19 protein-coding genes are annotated in these 23,793 nt (G+C 40.1%); 15 read left to right on the forward strand and 4 right to left on the reverse strand.

Annotation, left to right across the window (positions count from 1 at the left end; all coding sequences use genetic code 11):
* The first annotated feature begins 55 nt into the window (after positions 1 to 55).
* The 3 genes from BIT28_RS21100 (at position 56) to BIT28_RS21110 (ending at position 7,275) form a co-directional block, all read left to right on the forward strand.
* Positions 56 to 3,076 carry a chondroitinase family polysaccharide lyase gene (locus BIT28_RS21100; protein WP_075766912.1) on the forward strand — a complete coding sequence of 1,007 codons (3,021 nt, stop codon included), beginning with the start codon at positions 56 to 58 and terminating at the stop codon, positions 3,074 to 3,076.
* A 285-nt stretch (positions 3,077 to 3,361) separates the two neighbouring features.
* On the forward strand, positions 3,362 to 5,500 hold the full coding sequence (locus BIT28_RS21105) for a hypothetical protein (protein ID WP_075766913.1): 2,139 nt from the start codon (positions 3,362 to 3,364) through the stop codon (positions 5,498 to 5,500).
* Positions 5,501 to 6,231: 731 nt separating this feature from the next.
* Positions 6,232 to 7,275 carry a porin gene (locus BIT28_RS21110; protein ID WP_075766914.1) on the forward strand — a complete coding sequence of 348 codons (1,044 nt, stop codon included), beginning with the start codon at positions 6,232 to 6,234 and terminating at the stop codon, positions 7,273 to 7,275.
* Between the two features lie 146 nt (positions 7,276 to 7,421).
* Here BIT28_RS21110 and BIT28_RS21115 read toward each other — a convergent pair whose 3' ends face one another.
* The gene (locus tag BIT28_RS21115; protein ID WP_075766915.1) at positions 7,422 to 7,826 is read right to left on the reverse strand and encodes a hypothetical protein; all 405 of its coding nucleotides are present in this window, start codon (positions 7,824 to 7,826) and stop codon (positions 7,422 to 7,424) included.
* Between the two features lie 610 nt (positions 7,827 to 8,436).
* On the opposite strand from BIT28_RS21115, the gene BIT28_RS21120 reads away from it, so the two are divergent.
* Complete coding sequence (locus BIT28_RS21120) at positions 8,437 to 8,739, forward strand: hypothetical protein (protein ID WP_075766916.1); 303 nt, start codon at positions 8,437 to 8,439, stop codon at positions 8,737 to 8,739.
* 336 nt (positions 8,740 to 9,075) lie between these two features.
* Here BIT28_RS21120 and BIT28_RS21125 read toward each other — a convergent pair whose 3' ends face one another.
* The 3 genes from BIT28_RS21125 to BIT28_RS21135 form a co-directional block, all read right to left on the reverse strand.
* A complete protein-coding gene (locus BIT28_RS21125) occupies positions 9,076 to 9,624 on the reverse strand; it encodes a TMEM175 family protein (RefSeq protein WP_083652033.1) in 549 nt (182 codons plus the stop codon).
* Between the two features lie 1,231 nt (positions 9,625 to 10,855).
* Positions 10,856 to 11,089, reverse strand: a complete 234-nt coding sequence (locus BIT28_RS21130) for a transposase (RefSeq protein ID WP_075766917.1) — start codon at positions 11,087 to 11,089, stop codon at positions 10,856 to 10,858.
* A gap of 687 nt (positions 11,090 to 11,776) precedes the next feature.
* Positions 11,777 to 13,324, reverse strand: coding sequence for a sulfatase-like hydrolase/transferase (locus BIT28_RS21135; protein ID WP_075766918.1), 1,548 nt, complete (start codon positions 13,322 to 13,324; stop codon positions 11,777 to 11,779).
* 481 nt (positions 13,325 to 13,805) lie between these two features.
* Here BIT28_RS21135 and agaR point away from each other — a divergent pair, with 481 nt between their 5' ends.
* From agaR to BIT28_RS21190, 11 genes are all read left to right on the forward strand, one after another.
* Entirely contained in the window at positions 13,806 to 14,582 is a 777-nt protein-coding gene (gene agaR / locus BIT28_RS21140) for a transcriptional repressor AgaR (protein WP_075766919.1), read from the forward strand.
* A gap of 59 nt (positions 14,583 to 14,641) precedes the next feature.
* Positions 14,642 to 15,925 carry a tagatose-bisphosphate aldolase subunit KbaZ gene (kbaZ, locus tag BIT28_RS21145; RefSeq protein ID WP_075766920.1) on the forward strand — a complete coding sequence of 428 codons (1,284 nt, stop codon included), beginning with the start codon at positions 14,642 to 14,644 and terminating at the stop codon, positions 15,923 to 15,925.
* Between the two features lie 14 nt (positions 15,926 to 15,939).
* Positions 15,940 to 17,103, forward strand: a complete 1,164-nt coding sequence (locus tag BIT28_RS21150; protein WP_075766921.1) for an SIS domain-containing protein — start codon at positions 15,940 to 15,942, stop codon at positions 17,101 to 17,103.
* 15 nt (positions 17,104 to 17,118) lie between these two features.
* Complete coding sequence (gene agaV / locus BIT28_RS21155; RefSeq protein ID WP_075766922.1) at positions 17,119 to 17,616, forward strand: PTS N-acetylgalactosamine transporter subunit IIB; 498 nt, start codon at positions 17,119 to 17,121, stop codon at positions 17,614 to 17,616.
* A 47-nt stretch (positions 17,617 to 17,663) separates the two neighbouring features.
* Positions 17,664 to 18,431 carry a PTS N-acetylgalactosamine transporter subunit IIC gene (gene agaW, locus BIT28_RS21160; RefSeq protein WP_075766923.1) on the forward strand — a complete coding sequence of 256 codons (768 nt, stop codon included), beginning with the start codon at positions 17,664 to 17,666 and terminating at the stop codon, positions 18,429 to 18,431.
* Positions 18,421 to 19,314, forward strand: a complete 894-nt coding sequence (locus tag BIT28_RS21165) for a PTS system mannose/fructose/sorbose family transporter subunit IID (protein WP_075766924.1) — start codon at positions 18,421 to 18,423, stop codon at positions 19,312 to 19,314. The genes agaW and BIT28_RS21165 overlap by 11 nt, the downstream gene beginning before the upstream one ends.
* A gap of 54 nt (positions 19,315 to 19,368) precedes the next feature.
* Complete coding sequence (gene agaF, locus BIT28_RS21170; RefSeq protein ID WP_075766925.1) at positions 19,369 to 19,809, forward strand: PTS galactosamine/N-acetylgalactosamine transporter subunit IIA; 441 nt, start codon at positions 19,369 to 19,371, stop codon at positions 19,807 to 19,809.
* 2 nt (positions 19,810 to 19,811) lie between these two features.
* The gene (gene nagA / locus BIT28_RS21175) at positions 19,812 to 20,969 is read left to right on the forward strand and encodes an N-acetylglucosamine-6-phosphate deacetylase (protein WP_075766926.1); all 1,158 of its coding nucleotides are present in this window, start codon (positions 19,812 to 19,814) and stop codon (positions 20,967 to 20,969) included.
* A 41-nt stretch (positions 20,970 to 21,010) separates the two neighbouring features.
* Positions 21,011 to 21,841, forward strand: coding sequence for a 5-dehydro-4-deoxy-D-glucuronate isomerase (gene kduI / locus BIT28_RS21180; RefSeq protein WP_075766927.1), 831 nt, complete (start codon positions 21,011 to 21,013; stop codon positions 21,839 to 21,841).
* 80 nt (positions 21,842 to 21,921) lie between these two features.
* Positions 21,922 to 22,686, forward strand: coding sequence for a 2-dehydro-3-deoxy-D-gluconate 5-dehydrogenase KduD (gene kduD, locus BIT28_RS21185; protein WP_075766928.1), 765 nt, complete (start codon positions 21,922 to 21,924; stop codon positions 22,684 to 22,686).
* Positions 22,687 to 22,697: 11 nt separating this feature from the next.
* Positions 22,698 to 23,777, forward strand: a complete 1,080-nt coding sequence (locus BIT28_RS21190; protein WP_075766929.1) for a glycoside hydrolase family 88/105 protein — start codon at positions 22,698 to 22,700, stop codon at positions 23,775 to 23,777.
* The last annotated feature ends 16 nt before the right edge of the window (positions 23,778 to 23,793 follow it).

Raw genomic sequence — 23,793 nt, forward strand, 5'->3', positions numbered from 1 at the left:
AAATGAAATTTAAAGGGCAGTCAGCTTTATGCTGACTGCTTAGAAGGACTAGACTATGTTAAATTCTAAATTTCTGGGTAATAAAAGAAAACTTGCTGTTATTATTTCCTTGCTGTTCTGCAGCAATGCTTATTCTGATGATCATGTAAATCCGAAAAAAGACATCAACCAAGCACAGTCAATTGATATGCATAATAACCCAATGCAGTCGCAAATAACTTCTTTTGAAGAAAGTTCATTACCTGAGTTTATCAGTGTATCTGAGAAGTCTGAGTTAGGTGTAACAACAAAACGAGCGGTTAATGGTAATCAATCACTAGTATGGAATTGGAACTCTGGGGATACTTTAAAGATAAATAAGCCATTTAGGTACTATACACCTGATGAGGCTAAAGCAGCTTATGGTCGAAGCGCATCAACTGTTTTTTCGATTTGGATTTATAATGAAAAACCAAGTGATGGTGAATTAAACTTTCAATTTGGTTCAACTGGAAATAGTAACTTCACAATGAAGTTAAACTTTACTGGTTGGCGTTCTGCTGGGTTGGCATTTCATCGTGATATGAAAGGTACACCGGCTTCTGAAATGAAGGGGTTAACCATCACTGCTCCCAATTCGCCGGAAGGTGGAAAGATATATATTGACCGCGTAATGGTGAGTATTGATGACATTCGTTATCAATGGGCTGACTATCAGGTTTCAACACAGCTGGTGGAGCCAGAGATTGACTATGGCTTACCTGGAAGTTTACCTGAGGTGACGCCTGAAGAGTTGAGGGCAATTTCGAGAATTAAATCGAATTTAACAGACTACTACTTAAGCGGAGGTCAGCTTTCGGATAAAAAAATAGCAAAGATACGTAAGCATTTTGAAGATTATAAATTGCGCAAAGAGGACGGTGTTGTTAACGGCCCGCATATTGTTGCCAAAAAACAATTAACACTTTATCAGGCTAAATATTTATCACCGCAAGATAAAAAACTTGTTGATAAATATGTTGATCTTCGTAAGTTTACCGAGTTTATGCAAGATGTAGCTCAGGTTTGGCATAAGACAAATGATCAACAGCTTAAGATGGAAATGGAGGCGATGTACCTCCTGATGTCAGAACACTTGTTGGATCAGGGATACCAGAAAGGCAGTAGTCTAGTGACGACGCATCACTGGGGTTATAGCACGCGTAGCTGGTATGCATCAATGCTTTTAATGGAAGAACCTCTTAGGCAGGCAGGGTTGTTAAAACCTATCCATGATTCTTTATTGTGGTACTCGCGTGAGTTTAAAGAGCGTGGCTTTGACATGAAGGTCGGCCCTAAGAGCTCAGATCTTGATTATTATAATACTTTGTCACTTGCTCACATCATTATGCTGTTATTAGAAGATGATGAGCAAGAACGTGCAGCGTTGATGCATAAATTTGGTAAGTTCATTTCAGGTAACATTGCTCAGACGCCTCCAGGCTATGCTGATGGGTTTCGCCCTGATGGAACAGCATTTCGTCATAAGGGCAACTACCCAGGATACTCTTTTTCTGCATTTCGTTCGGCAGCTTATATAGCTTACCTCCTTAGTGATACTCCATTTGAATTGAGCCTAGAAGCGCGGCAGAATTTGAAAAAAGCTATGTTGTCCGCTCGTATCTACAGTAATCCTAACCCTGGTGTGGGGACTAATGGGCGCCGTCCTTTTTATGGCATATCAATCAATAAGATTGCGAAAGGCTATCGATGGCTTGCGTTGGCGGGAACTGATGATAGTGGTATTGACCAAGAGTTAGCAGCGGCCTATCTACGTGTAGTTAATGGGACTAAAAAAGACGGCGAGGCAGAATTTGGTATGCCGATTGTTCCTGAAAACCACCCTCAAGGTGCGTATAGCTTTAACTATGCGGCAATGGGGGTATATCGTTATCAGGACAAAATGGTAACAATGAAAGGGTGGAATAAATATGTATGGTCATCTGAGATCTACCGGAATGCTAACCGTTATGGTCGATACCAAAGCCATGGTAGTGTTCAGATCCAAAAATGGGGTGATGAAAAACAATGGGGCTATAATCAAAACGGCTGGGACTGGAATCGTATGCCGGGAGCTACTACTATTCATTTACCATGGGAATTGTTAGATGCACCGAATAAACATACAACCATGCTACGTAATAAGATCAAGTATAATGGTGCAACGGATTTGAAAGGTAAATATGGTGCATTTGGTTTTGTTTTGCAAAATCCTAAAAAATGGCCAAATGTGATAGACCCAAGTTTTACTGCTAAAAAATCTGTATTTAGCTTTGATAATCGCCTTATTTTAGTCGGCAGTAATATCAGTAATAGTAAAGATGAGTTTGCCACTGAGACTACCTTGTTCCAGTATGGTCTCACTCAGAACACACAGGAAATGTGGGTGAATGGCGAGAAAATAACATCATTTCCTTACGAACAAAAACTTGAAGTTGGTGACTGGCTGATTGACGGTATGGGTAATGGCTATTATGTGGTTGAAGGTGGTGATGTGAACATTCACCGCAAAACACAACAGTCACGAGATAATCAAGATAAGACACCAACATCTGGCGATTTTGCAACGGCATGGATTGATCATGGTAAGGCACCGGATAATGCTGAGTATGAATATATCGTCATTCTTGATGCAACACCGGAAAAAATGGTTGAACTGAAAGCGAAAATGGCAAACCCTGATATGCGCCCATATAACGTTATACGTAAAGATGATAAGGCTCATGTTGTTGAGGATAAAGAATCTGGTGTAACAGGATATACAGCGTTCGGCTATGCACGAATTTCTGATAAATGGGTTAAATCTATTAGCACATCTTCTATTGTGATGATTAAAGGCTCAGATAAAACGCTCGAAATGAGTGTGGCAAACCCAGATCTGAATATGGACAAAGAAACACTTAGCCAAGTAGTGCCTGTGTCTATAACTTTAAATGGAGCCTGGAGTCTTGCTGAACCAATGGATAATGTGTCCATTAAGCGAAGAGGTTCAAGGACAGTGGTAACGGTAGAATGTAAGGATGGTTTACCTGTCCAGCTTGACTTAAATAAAGTTTAAATTTTACTTAATGCTTATCAAGGCACTTCTTTATGGGGTGCCTTTTTATTATTTTGAGAAAAATGATCGAAATGATAAGTGGTTACTAGATTTGGTAGCCGTAATTCATTGAAAGTGAGCTCTCTATCATTTGTTGTTATTTTAGATCACACATTTCAACATGAAAGCTTTCGAAAGATACCATCTCAAGCTATAGTTTTATCGAAAGCAAATGAAACCACTGCCTCCTAAGCCATGTTGCCTTTAGTTTTGGTTGTATGGTTATGAAAACTTGAAGAGACGCGTATGAATTATAAACATAGTACTTTAGCTTTAGTTATTGTGACGGCTTTAGCTGGTTGTAATGTTGAAGATAATAAGGCATTAGATAGCAAGAATAATAATACCTATGCTCCGGTTGTAAAAGGTGATGTCACAATACCTGCTTTGCATGTAGGTGAAACTGTATTAGGTGTATATCAATATTTTGATCCAAATCCACAACCTCGGCTAGAGGGAGATAGTCAATTTGTTTGGTATGATGCTCAGGGTAATGTTCTTGGTAATAGTCAAGAATTGGAGCTTACTTATGACCATTATGAACAGGATGTTAATTTTTGTGTTACTCCAGTGGCTGCGGAAGGTAGCAATAAAATTGGAGATCAAACATGTAGTGATTCGAGAGTAGTTGCTCAACCTGTGGGTGAGCGACCAGTAGCCGAGAATGTTGTTGTCGATAATACGAGTCCTTCAACAGGTGATACTTTACGAGGCAGCTATGATTACTATCATTCCGAAGTCGGTGAAGGTGACTCTCAATTAATTTGGTATGCGGGTGATAACATTATCGACGGTGAAGAAACGGAAACTTTAATCCTTGCACCAGCTGTTACTGAAGGTAAGCAAATTAAGTTCTGTGTCGTACCTGAAACAGATGCAAACCCAACAGTAAGAGGTGAGGAAACTTGTTCTGAGCCAACGAGTGCGGTTGAAGCCTCTGTTGGTTCTGCTCCAACAGCATCTAATGTGCTGATTGATGGTAATCCTTTTGTCGGAGCAAGATTAACTGGTGATTATACATACACAGATGCTGATAATGACAAAGAAGGTACAAGTACATATCGTTGGCTACGCAATGATAGTGAAATTGCTAATGCAGACGAAACGCTTTATCGTGCAACTCAGGATGATACAGGTGCATTTCTGAAGTTTTGCGTTACGCCTGGGTCGGCAACAGGACTTCCAAATCAAGGAGAGGAAGCCTGCTATGTGATGGAGAGTGCAATTGAGTTAGTCATTGAAACCCCTCCAACAGCCACAAATGTTTCATATACATCAAACACTAACCTGCCTGAAGTTGGCGCTACATTGGTTGGTACCTATGACTATCAACAGGCAGAGGACGCACCTGAAGGTGAAACTGATTCAGTGGCTTTTTGGAAAGTTGATAATGTTAACCAAACTATTTGCTCCGATCCTAAAGCATGTACGTATACTGTAAGTAATGATGATTTGGGCATGATGCTCGAGTTTTGTGTTGAGCCAGCCACTGAATTAGGTACGCCTGCCGGTCAGGAATTTTGCTCGCCACAAATAGAACCGATGGGAATTAAAATTACTGGTGAGCTTGAATATAGCAAGCAGTTAATTGCAACGGTTTATGGTTACACGGACGACCTGAATTCGAATGCTCATTGGAAAGTTGATACCAGTAATCAGGACGGTCCAAGTGGTGATTCTAATCCTGTAAGTCAGGGCAATGGTACGACGTATCAGATTACCGGTAATAATGCTCGTGATTATATCGGTAAATCAGTAACATTCTGTCTTGAGGCGAGTGCCGAGCACGGTGAAAAGTGTGTTAAAGCATCAGATTTTGAGAATGTTACCGGTGGCTTATATTACAATTCCTCTGATTCAAGTCTGAGAGCTATCGAACCGACTCGTGAATTAGTTTTCGGAGTAGCTACATACCACCGTCCACTAACTGAGGCCGAAGCAGCACTGAAATCAGGAGTACCAAGTGCGAATGCGACTGTAGAGATTAATGGTATTGCGTGGGCATTATTCACCCATGATGGAAATTTTGTTTATGACTCTTGCCGTAATTTGAGTGAGGATGGTTCCTGGTATCTTCCTCTGGGTTATATGCAAGATGAAGGCAACTATGAATCAAATGTTTATGCTGATAATACACCTCCAACAGTTGCTACTGATAGCTTAAAGAGTCTGATGAACAGTTTTATTGATGCTCCTGATTTGATGATGAGCCCTGTCAATGGTTGGCCTGTCGGTTCATCTGACTCATCTTTAGGTGCTAAATATACATATGCAACAGCAACAAAAAGAACTGATAAAGATAAGTTTTATGCAGTTAGGTTCTATGGTCCATCTACGGGTACAGCTAACCCTACTGATCACAGTTTTGTTTCTTGCGTAAAATAAATTAACGATCTTTACTTGAACGATAAAGCCGGCCTATGCCGGCTTTTTGTATTCAATTACAGAAAGTATTATCTCGAAAGTTTGTAAGTTGTAGCAACTGCATTTTTGAAATGGGAATATTAAATAAACACTAAGTTAAAGATTTCAGATATAAAAAAGCCGCCCAAAAGGCGGCATAAAATCACAGGCTTAAATATAATGCCTAAATAAGAAAAGTGTCTAGGATTCAGACAAAACAATTATATCAAATGATTCAAACAGATCAAGTGAAAGCTTCATTTTCTTTTGTGGATTTTTATTTTCTTTGTTTATATGTTTTTTTTACATTTTGATACTGGTAATTGAAAGTCAAGATCATCAGGGAAATTTTGTGAATTTTGGTTAAGTCATTTAAATTCAGTGGTTTATGATTAAATTGGTTGTTTGTAACTATCTTGGTTTTCTATCCCATTGCTTCTTTGTTGTTACTCTTTTTTGCGAATTCCTTTCGCTTAGGCCGTAAAGTGTGATCTTTGTAACGCAATTTGCTTTCAGTGCTTTTCTTTTGCTTCCATAGCCTATAACTTAAAAGGGTTCGAAGGTGGTGTTGCGTTATGAGAACTTCCCTTTTCGTTTTGTAAAAAGCACCAGTTATAGAGCAAAATTTCTACAAACTAAATCAACATTAGCTAACTGATTTTGGTTTTCTTTTTGAAACCAACTAATAAAAAATACACAATTGGAGTTTTACTATGAAAAAAAGCATTTTGGCGTTGATGATTGCCACATCTGCTTCATCTGCAAGTGCTGTTGAACTATTCAACGATGATACAACTACTGTAGCTCTTGGTGGATATGTTGGTGTTGTTGCTGAATCTACGAACAGTACAACAGAGCTAAATAATAGCGGCTCACGTGTAAAAATGGTTTTCACTCATGCTCTTGATGGCGGCTGGGATATCGGCGCAAGAACTGAGTGGGCACTGGATGCACTTGCAAATAGCAGCAAGGATCAAATTTTTACTAACCGTTTAGGCTATATCACTGCTGATAATGGAAACGTCGGAAACTTTACCCTAGGTAAAGCTTGGTCTGTCTACTATGATGTAGCTGGCGCAACTGACATGTTCTGGATTTATGGTGGTAATACATCTGGTACTTATGACGGCCTTTCTGGCGATGGTGGTGTACACGGTACTGGTCGTGCTGATGATGTAATTCAGTACCGTAACAATTTCAACGGTCTTCAGGTTGGTCTGCAGTATCAGTTCTCCGATAAGCCTGAAAATAGTTACCAGCGCGACTCTGGCTACCAAGCGATGCTTGGCTATGATTTTGATTTTGGCCTTGGTCTTAGCACCGCGATTGCAGAAACCAAGTTCGATGACCGTGAAGATGCTAAAGTGTCTATTTATGGTGCCAAGTTTGAACAAGATGCATTCTACGCGGCTGTAAACTATAGTATTGCGAATAACCACCAGCTTCGAGACGATTATTTTAAAGATGATGGTGATGTAGTTGTTGATGTTAATGGTGCAATTAAAGACGTTAAATCTATTGAAGTATTTGCTTCTTATACAATTATGGACCAATACCAGCTTCTAGCTGGTTACAACCAGCTATCAGATGACAATTCATCTGCTGAACTTACCAACACGACTTTTGGTGCATCGTATATGACGGGTCCTCTAACTCTGTCTGTTGAGTATGTGATGGACCTAAGCAGTAAGAATGGTAACGGTTCTGATCAGAAACTAGATGATGTACTTGGTCTGCAGGCACGCTACGACTTCTAATGTAGTTGATGCTTGAGCGGTTAAAGCACAATTAGATTGCAACAAAAAAAAGCCAATGTAACTGTTACATTGGCTTTTTATTTTAATTAATAATGTTTTTATTATCGATGGGATTGAAAACGTCGATAATTATTACACTTCACATATTAGGCGTGTAATGAATCTGAATATGCTTTTTTCTTATATTCAGATAATGCAATTTTATCCGATTTTTTTTCTAGTATCATAGTGTTCTGTAGAGATAACCACTCGTGGCCATCAAGCTTTTGTGCTCGAAACACACCTTCCCAATCGTTTACACAGTAGTAGTGTACAAGTTGAAGCTTGTGTCCAGCTTGATAAACTGAACATAAAAACTCATAAGATGTAGGTGATATACCTAGATCATTAATGATGCGTATTAGTGCATCTTCATTTTTTTCATTTGCAATAACATTATAACTAGGAATTGTAATGGGACTTGGTTTTAAACTGTCTTCTACTAAACCTTTTCTCATAAGTAAATTATTATTACTAACAAGCAAAATTGATATGCAATCTGTTGGGTTCATGTGTTGGTCCCTTGTTTGTTATCGTTACTTATGTATCTTTTGATATTTATATCATTACCAAATTAATGTGAAAAACTTGTCAATCACAAGTGCATATCACAGGCTGAATTTACCTTCACTTTCCTTTGCTACATTGCCTTTTTCTTTGCGCTTGCTTTCGGTTTGCCTTTGATTTGTTTTGATGTGTCTTTGCATGATTTTCTTTGTGTTTCGCAGCTTGTTTTTACAAAAAAATTATATGATTAATTTATGATCATGGTCACGAAGTTGTGCAGGTTGTTGAGTATCTCTAGGTCAGTATTTTTGAGAGTATTTGACCTTTATATATTATTTAGTGAACTTGTATTTATACTTTTATCTCTAGATTGATAGTTATATTTTTTTCTCAGTATTTATATAGGTTCTTTGTATGTGTATAAACGTTTAAATGTTATAATATCAACTGTTTATATACTACTATTAGTAATATTTCAGTTGTTCAGTTGTTCAGTTGTTCTTTTCATGAATCCAGTATTGATTGTTCGTTCAAACTACATTCACATTACTATTGTTAATATAAACATGGCTTTAAATGAACCCTACACAGAAATTAAATTATTGGAATTTTAAAATGAAAAAGAAAATTTTAACACTATCTACAGTCCTGGCTGTTTTTTCATCATTTTCTTTTGCAGATATTAGTATTGCGGACTCTAACTCTGGAGCATGGGTAACCGTTTCAGACAGCGGTAAACCATCTGTAAATGCTACTGTTACTGTCGAAAATCAGCCTCAAATAAAGGAAATATTTAAGACAAATGAAAATGGGCGCGTGTTTGTTCCTTTATCTATTAATCACTCAACATCTATTAAATATAAAGCTGTAACAGAAGACGGTAAAACATTTAGTCGTTTTGCATTTCATGGTGAGTAAATACACATATTGTTATAAACCTGAAATAAATATTGACCACCTGTTATAACAGGTGGTTTTCACTTATTAGGAAAGTTATTAATCAATAGCTATTTTAAACTTAATGGTAAATAGTAAGCTATAGAAAACTGTATAGCATAAGTTTATAAAAAGATTTATATAGTAATAATATAAACTTTAGCCCAATAAAATATTTTTGACACTAAAAGATAGTTTATTTCATATCTAATGAATTTGCTTAATTAGTAAGCTTATTATAACGTTTTGGGCTGAACCATATAAAGAGTACAAATGTGTATACAAGACATGAAAGGCATGTATTTATAAATGCTAGACCTAAGGCGACAACGTAGCATAAAATGGATAAAAGCCCTTTTTGAAAACATTGTTAAAAGCAGTTTTGTTTTCTTTATTCTCTTTGTACAATGAATGATGTAAAAATATAAAATATATTGCAGTCACAATCAAAATCAACCCATAAAAAATAACAGGTGTTAGTGATTCATGGCTATCAGCTAACCATGCTGTAGAAACTGGTATTAATGATAACCAGAAAATAACGTTTAAATTCCTCCATATTACAGGTCCGTTTACCTTATTGAAGGCATGAAACAAATGATGATGATGTACCCAATAGCAACCTACATATATAAAGCTTGCACAATAAGTAATGAAGCTTGGTAATACTTGAGTTAATAAAGCAAGAGTATATTCGTCTGGAGCCTTAATATCTAATACCATAATAATAATAGCGATTACACCATCACTGAACGCTTCGAGCCTAGATGCTTTCAAATTTATATTAATAAAATTATTATTGAGAATAATATTTCTATTATCATAAAAAATGTCATCATTATTTGTATTCATGATGATGTTATGCATACGGGTGTACTGGAGGTAAAGACTAGATTTATATCATTGATTTTAAATGTTTCTTAACTTTGAGCTGTGTTTTAGGAGTCTGTCTGTTTAATCGATGAATCATTGTAATGAAGTGTTGTTTGTTTTCTATATTGACAATGGGTCATGTGTTTTCATCAATCAGCAAACATAAATATCATTAAAAGATAAATATCTAAAGAAATGAGTTGATTTGAATTTTTAGACCGTACGTAAAGTGATTTCATTAATGTTGTTTGATAATGGTATTGTTATTTAGTCTATTAAATAGACACATAGCTTCTGTATTGAAATGCCTATAACAAAGCATTATTCTTTGTTTGATGTTGAAAGTTTTTATTTAATTATCAATAACTTAAATGGATGAAGGGTGTAGTAAGTCGTAGTAAGATAAAAAAAGCCCGAATTAACCGGGCATTAAAACTAATAAAATTAAACATTAAGGGTAATGAATTGCAACAATACAAAACCATTATAGCAAGAAAGGATAAGCAAACGCAAGGCGTTTTGGGTGCGTGAAGGGAAGTGAAGCTTTCATTGCTCATCGTTGCAATGGTTTGGTGTCTATTACTTCGTCACATTAGGCAGTTTTGGTCGTATGAAAAGAATGGTGTACATTATAGGTCTAACATTAATGTTGTTTGTTGTCATTTAAGCTCACGTTATAAGCGGATATCTAGTTGAAATAAAATTATCTAAAGTTAAAGTAATTTTATGGTTCTCTATATGGTATTCTGCGAAGTAGTTATTTGGGGTGAAGAACTGATTCTATTCCTTCATGATAAGTAATATTCATGGAACCAGTAAATAGTTTGCATAATTTATATATGTAAAACCTTTCCTTAATATTAAGCTCACCTCTAATCTTCGCTTAAAACTGAGCAAATTTTCAGGGAAGTATGCAGTATCACGATATCCATAGACCATTCGCTTCATTACTTTGATTTTGTTCTTTATCCCTTTTAGCCGACAAGTATGAGGGAGTACGCAGCTGAAGTGGTGATTTTTCCTAGGCATTTTTTGATTTTTTGCAAATGGGGTGAGTGGTTGAACGTTACTCTCCATTACATGTTGCCTCTATATATCCCGCTGCTTTTTGGCATCCTCCTGACTGTGGCAATACCAAGATCTTTAAGTTGCTCTTTCATTAAGTAAACTACCATGTGGTCTTTGTTGACTTTAAGCTACTCTTCCTGGTATCCAGGTATATTGTTCAGGTTGCTTCTATTTTTTTAGTAAAACCCTTTAATCGACGCCGGGTTAGCTTGTCATGCTTAAGTTTGTAGGTAAAGTCTTCTCGAATACGATAAATTACATACTTGGCAACTAAATGAAACAAGTCATAAATAACCATGGCATTGGGACAATGTTCTTGTACTTCCAAGTCAAAAGCCGTATTACTATCCATTGCTACAGCTTCAATCTGCTGGCAATAATCACTTAACATCTCCAAAACGGGTGTATTGATTCTCGGTTTCGTCCTTCATTAATCAACAGTACCTGATAGGTATCCGCGTCTGCTATCATTGTGTCGTACCGGTGTAACTTGAACAAAGCGAACTGATTCATAATTAAGCGTTTAACTTTACTCCAGACAGGCGCTTTAACTTCACTTGCTAAATACCTCTTATCGATGTTCTAACTGGCGTACAATGGAGTTTAACCAGCTCAGAAATGTGCTTTATGGTAAGCTTAGTTAATTTTTTCTACTAATTGGATTAAACGTGTTGTTTGTCTAGTAGTAAGGTTCAAGCCAAATGAGTTATTCAGCGAGATACCCCATAGATGGCAGCATAACCGTCTAACTGCGACCCTTAGAATAACAGCATACTCTATGAGCTTTTTGTCTCAGACGCTTCTTATCGAAATATCATGCACTTTAGCGGAAACTAAACCGCAATGACATATTGGATCACGAATCGGAGATAAATGATTTGTAAGGGAATCTTTATACTGCTCTATCTTAGCAGGTGTAACTCCTTCCTAAAAAGCGAAAGGAGTATGCAGAGTTTAGCATGTGAAACGGTTGGTTGTTAGAGTATTGATTGGCAATTACACAATAACATACCAAACCGTTTTTATATCTTCTTCCTGCTAATCCGAGAAGAACCTGATATTAAGGCAGAACAAAATATTAGGTAAAACCCTTAAGAACACTGGCTGGCACTTCAGCAGGGCGCCAAGGGTCACCAGTGTATTCAAGCCATGGCATGAGCTCATGCTCGATCAGTTTTTCAATAACAGATTCGTTACCGTCTGCTATATTAGCCATTTGGTATGGGTCTTCAATATTATCGTGAAGAGTATAGGAGAGGGGTTTACCGATCCTTCGATCGATAACAAGGGTATAGCGATCGGTACGGACACCTCGACGACCATAAGACTGGGCGCCATATGGAACAAAAGTATAAAGTTGCGATGTCGGGCGCTTATCGCCTGCTTTGCCTTTCACGGTATTGGCGAAGTTAATCCCTTCAACAGTATCTGGAATATACTCTTCCATTCCCATGAGGCCAAAAATTGTTGGGTAAATATCTGGAGCTGAGAAAAGAAGATTATCTTGGTTTGGTTTCAGTGTTCCTGGCCAGCGGAAGATCATAGGTATTCGCATTGCTTCTTCATAATGCGTATTTTTGGTTGGCTTACCGTTAGAACCCATGCAACTTCCATGGTCAGAAAAGAAGACGACAAGGGTTTCTTCTGCTAATTGTAAGCGATCCAGTTCATCAATAATGCGGCCAAACTGCTCATCAACACCATTTACCATTGCCATGTATTCTTTAAAATACTTGGGTCCATAGCCCTCTGGATATTTCTTATCCCATTGAACATTTGGTCGGGTATTTAGGCTTTCAGAGGACTTACCGCTAAATCGATCAAGGTATTTTTGAGGGATCTGATCATAAGGGGAATGCGGCGGGTTCATCGATACAACAAGCGTAAATGGTTTATCGTTGTCTCGATAACTGCCCCCTTCATTTCGCAAGTACTTAATCGCAATGTCAGCCTCATGCTCAGGGCTCCATTGGTTGATTCTTAGCGGTTTATCCCGTGGGGTATCGTTAGTCCAGTACATTGGAGTCAGATGTTTGTCATAGGTACCGTATGAATACCAGAAATCAAAGCCATGACGTTTATCTGGAGCGGTCCAGTCATTCCAATAACGCCCTTCCATAGGATTATTGTAGCTTGGTATATAAGGGGCTTCTGGAGCATCAAGATGCCACTTACCAATATAGCCCATGCTATAGCCATGGCTTTTCATCACATCAGACCAAGTCTGACTTTGTTTCTTTAACTCAATACCAAAGTCTTTACCGCCAAAGTTTCCAGTCATACCTGTATGGCTATTACCCTGTATTCCATTACGATATGGGTATTGGCCAGTCATCAGCATCCCGCGGAAAGGTGTGCAGAGTGGAAAGTTAGAAACAGCTTGAGGTAATACCACTCCTTGTTTAGCAAATTTATTGATATTTGGAGTGAGAGAGGGGTCTTGGTTCATAAAACCAAGTGCCTGAGTACGCATTTCATCAGGAAATATTATCAATAGATTGGGCTTAGCGGCTGTTTTTTTTGGCTTTTTTGTAACCTCTGTTGCCAATGAGGAGCAGCCTGGAGTTGCTGCTACAGCTCCAGTAACCGCAATTCCTTTCAGTAAATCACGACGAGAGAATGACATGAAATGTTTCCTTATAACTATGCTATCATGCACGTTTGAAATATGTGATATGAAAGCATTTACTTATAAAAGTAAACCTTATTGCTTTCATGTTGCTGTATTTTGTTTCTTTTGTTTTTGGTTTGCGTGTTATCGTAAGCTATCAAAAGTGTGTGGGCTATGTTTTAGATCACAAAATTAACCTCAATTTGGCTTGAAGTGCCTTTTTGTTTTCATACTGAAAGTAGAGTCTTTGCGTTGAGATTTGATCTACGCTAAATTCGTTTTTAGAGCTAGTTAAGTAGCTAGCATTAAGTGTTAGGAATAAGCAGATATTGACTTTCAATGCCTTCTCTTTGAAAGATTTCGTAAATTATAGTCAATAAAACGAAAGAATGTGAAAGAGATCGCAAGTTTTTGTTCTTTCTGTTGTACCTTTTAATTTTGGATGTAAGCTTAATTCGAAACCAAATGAAGATTTGAGTTTCAGGAGACGTAAACAATGATTAGTGCTGTCGAAAGACGAATGGAAATCGTTAATGTGGTAAACCGTGATGGTAAAGCCCGTGTCGAAGACCTTGCTTCTAGATTTGGTGTCTCCAGTGTCACCATTCGTAGTGACCTAAGTTTTTTGGAAAAAAATGGTTATGTTGTTCGTTCTCACGGCGCTGCCATACCAAATACTGGGGTCATAGCAGAATTAACTGTTCATGAAAAGCGTCGTCAAAATTCTGGCGTTAAGTCGTTACTTGGACAAGCTGCTGCTGATCTTATTGAAGATGGTGACACAGTCATTCTGGATTCGGGAACTACTACACGTGAAATTGCTTCAAGTCTTTGCAACGTTGAAAATGTAGTAGTTATGACCAATGGTCTGGATGTGGCTATGGAGTTGTCATCATCATCTGGTATTGATGTTTTGATGACTGGTGGTGTACTTAGAAAGAAAGCTTTATCTTTTTCAGGATCACAAGCTGAGAATAGTTTAAAGAACTATCGTTTTGATAAAGTATTCTTAGGTGTTGATGGATTTGATCTTCGAGCAGGAATAACAACACACAATGAACAAGAAGCTAGTTTAAACCGTTTAATGTGTGATATTTCTGAGCAAGTAATAGCGGTAGCTGATTCAAGTAAGTTTGGTAAACGCAGTTGTCATATGATTCGTGAATTTGGTCATATAGATACACTGGTTACAGATTCTGGTATTCCTGATGATTATGTTCAAGGTTTACGAGACATGAAGGTTAACGTTGTTATTGTTGAAAAGATAGATTAACTTTCTTTTATGTACTAACTCCATAGTGACATTGCAGATGTTAGTTTTGGAGTTAGTACATGAACACCCTTCTTGATATCGTAAAGCGCCACAAGTCAGGCGAACAAAATGGAATATATTCTGTTTGTTCTGCTCATCCCTTTGTTATTGAAGCCGCAATTCTACAGGCGTTGCACGATAGTTCCCCTCTGCTGATTGAAGCTACGTCAAACCAAGTTGATCAGTATGGTGGTTATACTGGAATGACGCCGGTAGATTTCAGAAACTTCGTGTTCAATATGGCGGAAGAACTCAATTTTCCCGTTGAAAATCTAATATTAGGTGGCGATCACTTAGGTCCAAACCGTTGGCAAGACCTACCTGCTTCAGAAGCAATGCTAAAAGCTGATGCTCTTATCGCAGCTTATGTGACTGCAGGGTTTAAAAAAATTCATCTCGATTGCAGCATGTCATGTGCCGATGATCCTGTTCCTTTGTCAGATGAAGTGGTTGCTTCACGCGCAGCCCGGCTTGCAAAAGTAGCTGAAAATGCATCATTTGATGCATTTGGCACAAGTGACATTGTATATGTTATCGGTACTGAAGTGCCTGTACCGGGCGGTGCTGCTGAAGAGCTGGAAGGGGTGGAAGTCACTTCGCCTGAAGCCGCTAAAAAGACCATTAAGTGCCATCAGCAAGCATTTGAACAAGAAGGTGTATCTAATTGCTGGTCACGCGTTATTGGTTTGGTTGTTCAGCCTGGTGTTGAGTTCGATCATACTGGTGTGATTGATTACTGCGCTGAAAGCGCACAGGAGCTAAGTAAGGTCGTTGATGATTATGAGAACCTTCTTTTTGAAGCCCACTCAACCGATTATCAACCTGATCAGGCCTATCATGAGTTAGTAAGTGATCATTTTGCTATTCTCAAAGTAGGTCCAGCACTTACTTTTGCTATGCGTGAAGCGCTATATAATTTGTGTGCTATTGAAGAAGAGATTATTCCAAAAGTTTATTCATCTAATTTAAAAGAGCAAATTGAAAATAAAATGTGTAATAGCCCAGAATACTGGCAAAAGTATTATCAGGGTGATGAAAATGCACAGAGATTTGCGAGAAGCTATAGCTTCAGTGACCGAATTCGTTATTACTGGCCTGACGAGAATATTACTTCAGCTCAAGATAAGTTATTTAATAACTTATCTCGTTCAGGGATGCCTTTACCACTCGTTAGTCAGTACCTGCCAGGTCAGTTTAATGCTGTTAGAAATGGTGAAATTAAATCTTCACCTAAAGCATTTGTTATCGACAAAATTCAACAAGTGCTCCGAGTCTATTCTAATGCTTGTAAATTCTCTAAATAATTAAGGAAATAATAATGACACAATATTTAGGCCTAGAAGACGCTGATCTAGAAAGTCTTAAGGCTTTTTGGACTGCAAAAGAAATTGAACAGCAGCCAGATTGTTGGATGAAAACATTTTCAATTGTTAATGAGTGCCGAACGGCGATTAATACCTTTCTTGAGTCGGCTTTTGCGCATCCCGAGTTGAGAATTGTTCTTACTGGTGCAGGTACATCTGCTTTCGCTGGACGTGCTTTAGCCCCTGTGTTATCGAAAGTTGTTAGCGGTCGTGTTGAAGCTATAGCTACGACTGATATTGTTTCAAATCCACACCACTATTTTGCTGAAGATATTCCAACGCTGGTTGTTTCATTTGCTCGTTCTGGCAATAGCCCTGAAAGTGTGGCGGCCGTTGAACTCGCAAATCAAACTCTAAGCCATTGTTATCACTTGGTTTTGACTTGTAATGATCAAGGTGAGTTGTATCAGCGTTGTAGTCATGACGAGCGTTCTTTTGCTCTTTTAATGCCGGAAGAAACGAATGACAAATCTTTTGCCATGACGTCCAGTTTTTCTTCGATGATGCTTGCAGCTTTTTCAATTTTCGCTGGAAAAGATGTCTTTTCGAAAGAAATCGAAAGGCTTTGTAAGTGTTCTGAGGCATTGATCAAAGAAATAAATCTTCCGATCAGTAATATAGCAGGCAGGAATACAGGCAGGGTTATCTATTTGGGTAGCGGATGTTTTCAGGGGTTAGCTCAGGAATCAGCCTTAAAGCTGCTCGAACTAACCGCAGGTAAGGTTGTTGCTTGCTTTGATTCTCCTTTGGGTTTCCGTCACGGACCGAAATCTATTGTCGATAATCAAACCTTAATTGTTGTCTTTATTTCAAATGATCCATATACACGAAAATATGATCTGGATCTATTGAAAGAACTACGGCGAGATAATATTGCAAATTGTGTTGTTGCAATTACCTCAAAATTAGATGAGGTTGTAACTGAGGGTGAATATTTTCATGTTGAAAATATGGATCTGGCATCTGATGTTGAGTTGTTATTTCCTTACATGTTATTTGCACAAATATATGCTTTCCATCGTTCATTAGTATTAGGTAATACACCTGATAACCCTTGTCCTACTGGCGAGGTAAATCGAGTTGTTCAGGGTGTTACTATTCATAAATTTAATAATTAGACAAGGGTTAATATTATGACGTCACCAAATATTGTTTGGACGCGAATTGATGAGCGTCTTTTACACGGCCAAATCCGAATTACTTGGGGTAAACATACTGAAGCAAATTTGATTCTGGTTGCTAATGATGATGCTGCAGAAGGTCCGAATGCTGCATTTATGCAGGCTGGGATGAAAGCATCAGCTGGCGGTGAATATGCCGTTCGATTCTTCTCAATCCAGAAAACGATTGATGTGATTCACAAAGCATCTCCGAAGCAGCGTATTTTTGTTCTGTGTAACACTCCCGAAGACGTAGCTCGCTTGGTTGAGGGCGGGGTGCCTATTACTCATTGTAATGTTGGCAATATGCACTTTCATGAAGGCAAGAAACAAATTGCGAAAACAGTATCTGTAAATAGTGACGATATTAATGCATTTGAACGTCTTGTTAAATGTGGTGTTACTTGTACGGTTCAGAATACCCCTGATCAGAATCCAGAAGATGTGCTTGAGCTTGCTGTTTCAGCTTAGTAACTCTTATCAACAACACGTAAACAACGATTGAAAAGGATTGAGTCATGTTTTTTGAAGCTTCGCTTGTTGCAATATGGGCGTTCTTCTGTGGCATCGACAAGTATGATGTTGCACTGAACATTCATCGGCCATTAATTACAGGGCCTGTCGTTGGTCTTTTAATGGGAGATCTGCAAATTGGTTTAATTGCTGGCGCTACGCTTGAGTTAGCTTGGCTTGGACTTGTACCTAATGCTGGAGCTCAGCCGCCAGATGTAACGATGGGTACGATTGCTGCTGTTGCCTTTGCTGTGATGACTGGACAGTCGGCTGAGGTCGCTATGGGTGTGGGTATGCCTATAGCGGTGTTGATGCAGATGCTTGTTATCGGCTTCTTTGCATTAACGTCTTTCACTATGGGTAAAGCTGATGAGTATGCAGAACGTGGTGACTCTGGAGGAATAGATCGTCTGCTAATAGCAACTATTTCGCTACGATCTTTGTTGTATGCGTTTATTGCTTTTATCACCGTTTATTTTGGTGAGTATGCTGCTACATGGATTGATGAAAATGCGCCTAAAGTTTTATTAGAAGGCTTAGGTATTGGTGCCAAGATGGTTCCTGCTATCGGCTTTGCGATGTTGCTTAAAATCATGTGGTCAAAAGAAGTTGCAGGTGTTTTCTTCATTGGCTTTGTTATGACGACTTACTTGAAGTTACCAATTATGGCCGTTGCTATTATTGGGGCATCTATAGCTGCACTTTACTACTTCTTTAGTGGAACAAATGAAACGTCAACTAATCAAGCAGAGGAATTTGAAGATGGCATCTGATATTACAGCTGGCACTCTAGCTGATAAAAATAGTAAGGTTCAAGAAAGCCTTGTTGATGATATTGATTCATATGAAGACACTACGCCGCGCAAAGTAATTACCAAGAAAGATCTTTGGATCTGTGCAATCCGTGGTCTTTTCATGGAAGGTAACTTTAACTTTGAACGAATGCAAGGCGGTGGTTTTGCTTATTCCATCATTCCTGCCTTGAAAAAAATTCATGGTAATAATAAGCGTGACTTTGCAAAAGCTTTGAAGAATCACCTGCAGTTTTTTAATGCTAGCCCTAAGTTGTTTACTTTCTTGTTGGGTACTTCCATTGCTATGGAAGAAAACAAAGAAAAGCCATCAACTGTGAATGTTATGAAAGTGGCTGGTATGGGGCCTACTGGTGGTATTGGTGATGCCATTGATCATATGACACTGATGCCACTGACTTTGGCTCTTGGGGCTTCGATTGCAATGGAAGGGTCTATTGCTGGCCCGTTTGTTTTCTTCTTCCTATATCAGATTGTTCACTTTGCCGTGTACTTTGGCCTGATGTTTATGGGCTATAAAGCTGGTACTGCCGCCATGGTCAACATGAGTGATGCAACTGAGAAGTTAGCAAAAGCTGCCAATATTATGGGTATCTTTGTTATCGGTGCCTTGTCGGCCACCTTTATCAGGGTACAAACCACGGCGTCGCTTGAGTTGGGCGGCAAAGTGGTTGAACTGCAAAGTGCGCTTTTTGACAAAATAATGCCAAATCTGCTGCCGCTAGCACTGGTGTTCTTTATGTTCAAGATGGTGAAAGGAACAGGTTTCTGGGCTAAGCCTCCGGTCTTGATTTTCTCCACCCTTGCTGCTGGTGTCGTCGGTCATTTCATTGGCATCTTGTAACTAATATTTTCGATCTTTTGGGAGGAGCTTTCCTCCCTTATTAAGGATTTTCTGATGATTGGTATTGTTGTTTCGGGACACATTAATTATGCCTCTGGTATGCAGTCAGCTGTTAAAGCGATTGCCGGAGAGCAAGAACAGATGGTCTTTATTGACTTTGTTGAAACTATGTCGACAGAGCAACTTGAAGAGAGCCTGCGCCAGGCAGCTAAAGACGTTGATTCAAATGACGGCGTTTTATTTCTGACGGACATTCCGGGTGGCTCTCCATGTAATCGTGCCCTGTCTATTATGATGAACACGCCAAATGTTGAAGTGATTGCCGGTGCCAATTTACCGATGATTGCGAATGCTGCTTTTGAACGCGATGGTGCAGAACTTCAAGAGTTGGTTGAAACACTATTAGAAATTGGTACTTCCTGTGTTCAGGATATGCGTAAAGAGCTGGAGTCGGTAATGGAAGTTGAGCCGGCAGAATGTGAAGACGGGCTATAAACATGCGTTACGCTTTATATCCTGATCAAGTCTATACACCTGACGGTATTGTTGAAAATACATTTGTCATTATTCGTGATGGCAAAATTGAAGCCTTGACATCGTCTGAGCCTAAAGATTGCAAAATTGTATGTCTTGAAGGGCAATCTTTGATGCCTGGCTTTATTGATATTCATATTCATGGCCGTCAGGGCTCGGATGTAATGGATGCATCGCAAGATGCCCTACAGATCATTGCAGATGCATTACCTCAAACAGGTGTGGTTGGCTGGGTGGGGACAACGGTGACAGCACCCTGGCAGGACATTCTTAATGCACTGTCTCAAGTACGTGATTTTGTTCAGGGGTCTCAATCTCAAGGTGCTGAGTTGTTAGGTAGCTTTTTGGAAGGTCCATACTTTACTGAGCCTTACCGAGGCTCACATCCTACAGCGTATCTGAAATCACCATCGGTTAGTGAGCTGGAACAGCTAAAGGAAGTTGCTGGCAACTCTTTGATACGAGTTGCTGTTGCTCCTGAGGCTGATGGCGCTATGGATGCGATTAGCTGGTTAACCGCTAACCGGATTAAAACATCCGTAGCCCATACTAGCGCCACTTTTGCCCAGGTAACTGAAGCTTTTGAACGCGGAGCTGACTGTGGCGTACACCTTTTCAATGGTATGCGCGGGCTTCATCACCGTGAGCCTGGTTGCTGCGGAGCTGTGCTTTATCACGACATGCTTGCCGAACTGATTGCAGACGGTATTCATGTTGATCCGGTAATGATGCAACTTGCTTATCGAATGAAAGGTTATCAAGGAATTGCATTAATTACGGATTGTATGCGGGCAGGGGGCCTTGATGATGGTGATTATCAGCTCGGGGCACAAAGCATACGTGTAACCAATGGTGAAGCTCGTACTGCTTGCGGTTCTCTGGCCGGAAGTACCTGCAGTCTGGATCAAGCTTTGCGTAATATGGTTTTTCAAACAAAGGTACCAGTTTGGGATGCCGTGCAAATGGCAACTTCTGTTCCAGCCAAATATCTCGGCTTATCAGATCGCCTAGGCAGTATTGCTGAAGGAATGGAAGCGAGTCTAACAGTTATGAATGAAGAATTAGAAGTGCAAGGCACCTTAGTTAAAGGTGAATGGGCTTATATCGCCAACGCGAAGTAATTGTTGCTTGCCTTGCATAATGAAAGAACAAGAGGGTTTAAATGGAAATTCGTCAACCTATCCATAGTGCACATGCCAAGCAGCTTGATACAGAAGGCTTGCGTGAGCAATTTTTAATTGAAAACATGTTTCAGGCTGGTCAGATCAACCTGACATACAGCCATATTGACCGCATTATTGTTGGTGGGGCAGTGCCAACAACGGAAGCCTTATATCTTGAAGGCGGTAAAGAAATCGGGGTGGATTATTTCCTCGAGCGTCGTGAGATGGGGGCCATCAATATTGGTGAACCTGGTTTGGTGATCGTTGATGGCGAAACGTATGAGATCGGTACCCGTGAGGCGATCTACGTAGGAAAAGGTGCCAAGGACGTTAAGTTTGAAAGTGTTTCTGCAGACAAGCCAGCTCGTTTCTACGTGAATAGTGCGCCAGCTCATATGACTTACCCTACTCGCAAGATCACTCGTGAAGATGCTTCTCCAGAGACACTGGGTAGTCAGGAAAACTGTAATGTACGCACCATCAACAAATACCTGCACCCTGCCGTTTTGCCGACCTGTCAGTTGCTGATGGGGTTGACTGAGCTGGCGCCGGGAAGCTTGTGGAATACCATGCCTTGCCATACTCATGAGCGCCGTATGGAAGTCTATCTGTATTTCGACATGAAGGATGACAACATTGTCTTCCATTATATGGGGGAACCACAGGAAACCCGCCACATTGTTATGCGTAATGAACAGGCAGTGATCAGCCCGAGCTGGTCAATTCATTCTGGAGTAGGTACAGCGGCCTATACCTTCATCTGGAGCATGGTTGGTGAGAATCAGACCTTCCATGATATGGACCACGTTGCGATGAGCGACCTGAAATAATTTCCCCACATCAATTTGCGCATGGCACAGCTCAGTTTTGCTGTTTGCCATGCCGCTGCACTATTAATTAGGAACTCCAAATGAATATTTTTGATCTTTCAGGCAAAGTTGCCATTGTTACCGGTTGCGATACGGGCCTTGGTCAAGGTATGGCGGTTGGTCTGGCGGAGGCTGGTGCTGACATTCTGGGTATTGGTTATGTCCCAGCAGAAGAAACGCGCGAAAAAGTTGAAGCGTTGGGACGTAAGTTCCATTACATTACTGCAAACCTTATCGCTGACTCGAATAAGGAAGCATTAACTGCACTGGTTGATCAGGCAGTAACTGAAATGGGTCGTGTTGATATTTTGGTTAATAATGCCGGTATTATTCGTCGTGAAGACTTGCTCGATTTTTCAGAAGAAAATTGGGACGACGTTATTGCCATTAATCAGAAAGCGGTTGTCTTTTTGTCTCAAGCGGTAGCTAAACATTTCATTGCACAAGGCAACGGCGGCAAGATCATTAACATTGCTTCTATGCTGTCTTTCCAGGGGGGGATCCGTGTTATTTCCTACACAGCTTCCAAGTCTGCTGTTATGGGTATTACCCGTGCACTGGCGACTGAGTTGTCTCCACACAATATTACTGTAAACGCCATTGCACCTGGTTATATGGCAACCAATAACACCCAGGCGTTGCGTGAAGATCAAGAGCGTAATAAAGCGATTTTGGAGCGTATTCCTGCTGGTCGCTGGGGACTTCCGTCTGATATGGCTGGTCCTGTTACCTTCCTGGCCTCTCCGGCTTCAGACTATGTAACGGGGTACACGCTCGCGGTAGATGGCGGTTGGCTTGCTCGCTAATAGGTGATGACATGACTTTGACAAAAGAACATGTATTAAAGCAGTTAAAGCGGGTTTATCGCTATCAAGCGGCGAACCAGACCCGTTCTGTTATTCGACGTAGTGGTGCGACTCGCTTTATCAAGGATACGGACTGGGAACGTGGTGTATTCTGGTCGTGTGTTTCGGCTGCATGGTTGGCAACAGATGATCAGGAATACCTGAACGGTGTTATGAACTACACCTTGCACACAGGATTCCGTACCGGTGCATTTCCGCGTTTTGCTGATGATCATGTTTGTGCCCAGGCTTACCTGGATGTTTACCCGACGATAAACATTGCTGAAGCCCTGGAGCCGACCATTAAGGCATTCGATATTATGCTTGATGACCCGAAACCGGGCCATCGTGACTGGTGGTGGGTGGATTCACTGTTCATGGCACCGCCAGCCTTTGCGGCTTTGTCGAAAGTAACTGGCGAGCGCAAGTATGTCGATTATATGCATACGGCGTTCTGGGATGCTATTGATCACCTTTACGATCCCGATACCGCTCTGTTTTATCGTGACTACCGTTACATGCCTACGGAGATCGGTCAAAACTACCGTAATGAATTTGGTGATGGTGGTGCTGAGCTGCGCGAAGCAAATGGCGAGAAGGTGTTTTGGTCTCGTGGTATCGGCTGGATGCTGGCAGCGTGCCCGCGCATCCTGGATCGTTTGCCAGAAGACTTTGAGCATCGCCAGGCTTATATCGACCTGTTCACTGCACTGGCTGCAGAAGTTATCAAGTATCAGCATGATGACGGCTTCTGGCGTGCCAGTCTGTTAGACCCAGAATCCTTCCCGTCGCCTGAATCGAGCGCAACATCTTTGTTTGTCTTTGGTTTGGCATGGGGACTAAATAATGGCGTATTGGACCGTGACATTTATCGTCCGGTTGTACTTAAAGCATGGGAAGCCCTCGAAACCGCTATCCATGAAAACGGTATGATTGGTTGGGTTCAGTTACCGGCATTTAATCCTCGAGATGTTAAGTTTGAGCACAATATTGATTATGGTGCGGGGGCATTTATGCTGGCGGCAACAGAAATGGCTACCTTAGTAAGTTAGGGTGGCACATTAATAA

Source organism: Photobacterium proteolyticum (assembly GCF_001939735.1).
In the GTDB taxonomy this organism is placed as follows: Bacteria; Pseudomonadota; Gammaproteobacteria; order Enterobacterales; family Vibrionaceae; genus Photobacterium; species Photobacterium proteolyticum.